Source organism: Bradyrhizobium sp. Unk1, from assembly GCF_059512345.1.
On record NZ_JCAMOP010000156.1, the window covers coordinates 1 to 1,942 of the forward strand.

Consider the following 1,942-nt stretch of genomic DNA (forward strand, 5'->3'; position numbering starts at 1 on the left):
GCACCGCAATGATCCGCTCTTCCGTGAACCTCGACTGCTTCATCTCCGTCTCCCTCAAGGTGGACGGATTCTACCCACTTTTGGAGGAAGTTCAGGGGCTCAGGTCAAGACGCACATGAAAATGCTCGCCGTGCATTGTTTTCAGGCAGCATCACCAATCAGATGATGAGGCGCGCATGTTCCGATTGCTGAAGACGAAATCGAGGCAGAGACGATCTGCCGTACAGCGGCGAGGGGGTTCGCGACCTTCAAGATGGCCGCAGTCCCATCGTAGCCACGCCAACATAGACAGCAACCTCCTCCTTCACGAAAGCGCAGGCTCCCTCGTCGACCGGTAACCTCGTGTCTGCCTCCAGATTTCCCTCTGATCCTAGCCGCCATCCCGCCGACAGGGACAATCCACTCGCAGCAAGACGATCCTTCGTTATTTGGACGAAAGGGTTTGGTTGGAAGGACCTCGCCGTCAGCGTCGGATTCGACAACAACCGTGGCAACCGCGTTGGGCTGTGCGTCGTTTGGAAAGTTTCAATCTTTCCGTTCGGGAGAGTTGTTCGGCGAACACCGCCTCGTCGGCGAGCTTCCGACAAATTTCGTTGAACGTGCGGTATTTTTGGAAGGCGCGCCATCTCATCATCGTCACGGCAGGGTATCGAGTAATGAATCGAGACCAGAGCGACTTGAAGAGCGCAGCTTCGGAGCTAAAGAAGCGACAGCTATCCTTCCATCTCGGAGTCATTCTACTTCGAACTGATCGCGGCCGGGGAAATCGACACCTACAAATCGGGTCGCTCGCGCAGGATCATCGGTCGGCTATCAATGCGTATCTTACAAGCTGGGTCTGCTCAACTCTCTGGAAGCGACACGGCAAGAAGCGGCTGTCGCGGTCGCGGCAAGAAGCTCACGCATCCTACCAGATTGGAGAGGTGATCTTCCTGCCAGCTCGAACTATCGAGCTAGCCGCAACTTGGGGCCAAGCTATGCAATATGTTTTCCATGGCCAGCGGAAGGACTCTAGGATGAAGTGCAACAAGCAATTGTCGCTCGCAGCCATCGTTGCGTTCGGGACGATCGCTTTTGGGAGCGGAAGTTTAGCTGCTGACTTGCCTGCGGCATCTGTTGTCAAAGCGCCAGCTCCCGTTTCTCCTCTCTTCAGCTGGACTGGAGGTTACATCGGAGGCAGTGTAGGCTCAGGTTGGGGGACCAGCCAGGCCGACGTCGGCGTGGGCAATACGTTCATTGGCGCCCCCGTCAACCAGACGGTGAACCAGCTCATTGGCGGCACTGTCGATTTGAATGTGCCATTGCCGCAGGTGCAGATGAACGGCTTCCTCGGCGGCGTACAAGCCGGTTACAACTTCTAGTCCGGTGTGATGGTCTACGGCGTGGAAGGCGATTTTTTATGGAGCGGTATCAAGGGACGCAATGGCTGCTTTGTGGTCTTGAACTGCACGAACGACACCAAATGGATTGCCGATATCACCGGACGGATTGGCGTCACGGTGGGCGACCGCGGCCTCATCTACATCAAGGGGGGCGCGGCATGGGCCGATTCCAGCATCGGCATCAACCAGTCCTTTGCCGTTACGTCGAACTTGGGGACGGGCTTTGCTGCTAACGGTGCCGCCGATGGCCGAGCGAGCAAGAACGTATTTGGCGGCACATTGGGTGCGGGCATCGAGTATGCCTTCCTGCCCGGCTGGTCAGCCAAATTTGAGTATGACTACTTCGATTTCGGCAGGCAAGACGTAACGCTGCCGGTTTCGGCAGCGGGCCGTGTGCAGACGGGCGACGGTGCGCCTGGCGCCATCGCTGTTGGAGTCAGGACGCCCGTCTCCTTCAAGCAGCAGCTTCATACGATCCGGGTTGGTCGTGCCCCCAGAGGTGGTGTAGCTCGGTAGAGCAAAGCCGCCCGGACGCGCGCCTCAGATAGCGCCGTAGCGGG

The 1,942-nt window shown here is 57.8% G+C and carries 2 protein-coding genes; both read left to right on the forward strand.

The features are described from left to right. Positions 1-1,016 precede the first annotated feature (1,016 nt). Entirely contained in the window at positions 1,017-1,361 is a 345-nt protein-coding gene (locus AC5ZFO_RS47820) for a hypothetical protein (protein WP_496124243.1), read from the forward strand. Positions 1,362-1,370: 9 nt separating this feature from the next. Continuing rightward, a complete protein-coding gene (locus AC5ZFO_RS47825) occupies positions 1,371-1,898 on the forward strand; it encodes an outer membrane protein (RefSeq protein ID WP_496124244.1) in 528 nt (175 codons plus the stop codon). Positions 1,899-1,942: the final 44 nt, after the last annotated feature.

Coding starts and splice junctions, on each gene's coding strand:
- AC5ZFO_RS47825 (WP_496124244.1), top strand. CDS start 1,371: ATGGTCTACGGCGTGGAAGGCGATTTTTTATGGAGCGGTATCAAGGGA.
- AC5ZFO_RS47820 (WP_496124243.1), top strand. CDS start 1,017: ATGAAGTGCAACAAGCAATTGTCGCTCGCAGCCATCGTTGCGTTCGGG.